This window comes from Streptomyces sp. NPDC004031, from assembly GCF_053604375.1.
Window position 1 is genome coordinate 1 of the sequence record NZ_JBSGHL010000163.1, and the last position, 1,366, is coordinate 1,366.

At 71.7% G+C, this 1,366-nt stretch carries 1 protein-coding gene; it reads left to right on the top strand.

All coding sequences use genetic code 11. The features are described 5' to 3' along the window. Positions 1-1,366, top strand: a 1,366-nt coding sequence (locus ACWERV_RS36840) for a condensation domain-containing protein (RefSeq protein ID WP_452941264.1), incomplete at both ends; no start/stop codon positions are given.

The following is a 1,366-nucleotide window of genomic DNA, read 5'->3' on the forward strand; positions in this document are numbered from 1 at the left end:
CACGGCCGCACCGACGACCAGATCAAACTCCGCGGCCACCGCATCGAACCCGGCGAGATCGCCACCGCCCTCGAAACCCACCCCCGCATCCGCCAAGCCGTCGTCACCGTCCACGACGAGAACCTCCTCGCCCACTACGTCCCCGACCAACCCGCCCCCAGCCCCGCCGAGTTGAAGACCCACCTGGCCGCCCTCCTGCCCGGCTACATGGTCCCCACCACCTACATCGCGCTCACCGCACTCCCCCTCACCCCCAACGGCAAGATCGACCGCAAAGCCCTCCCCCACCCCGGGACGGAACGGGTCTCCGACGCACGGCCGCTGACAACGGACGCAGAGCGGCTTGTCGCGGACGTCCTGGAAGAAGTGCTGGACGTCCATGACATCCACGCGGACGACGACTTCTTCGCGCTCGGCGGGCACTCCCTGCGGGCCGCCATGCTCACCGCCCGCCTCAACGCCCGTACCGGCGCCCGGATCGCGGTCAGTGACGTCTTCCGGCACCCGACCGTGGCACAACTGGCCTCGCTCGTGGACGCGGCAGTGCCCGGCGAGGCCGTGACCGGCCCCGTCCCACGCCCGGCGGGCACACAGCCGCCGCTGTCGTCGGCGCAGGAACGCCTGTGGTTCATGCACCGCCTCGACCCGCAGGACGCGTCGTACAACATGTGGATGGCCAAGCGCCTGCGCGGCCCGCTCGACGAAAGTGCGCTGCGCCGTGCGCTGGACGCGGTCACCGCCCGGCACGAGATCCTGCGCACCCGCTTCCCCGAAGCCGACGGCGAGCCCACCGCCGTCGTCGAACCCCCGTCAGCCGTAACGGTCGAGGTGCTGACGGCGGCGCACGAGGAGGAAGCTCTCGCCCTCGTGGCTTCGCGCACGAACACCCCGCTCGACCTCAGTGCCGCGCCGCCGCTGCGCGCGACCCTGATCCGGCTGGGCGCCGACGACCACGTGCTGTGCCTCGTGATGCATCACATCCTGGGTGACGGCTGGTCCCTCAACATCCTCTACGACGAGCTGGCCGCCCTCTACTCCGGCCGCGAACTCGCCCCGCTGCCGGTGCAGTTCGGCGACATCGCCCTGTGGCAGCGCGGGCAGGACACCACCGAAGCCCTCGCCTACTGGCAGCAGCGCCTCACCGACCCCACGACGCTCGAACTGTCCCTGGACCGTCCGCGCCGCCCCGCGCCACGCCGTACAGGTGGGCGGACCGTACTCCGGCTGGACGAGGCCGAGACCGCCGCGCTCGCCCGGCTGGGCCGGGAGCGCGGCAGCACGATGTTCATGGTGCTGCTGGCCGCCTACCACGCCCTGCTCGCCCGCCACACCGGCCAGAACGACATCCTCGTCGGCACCGTCACCG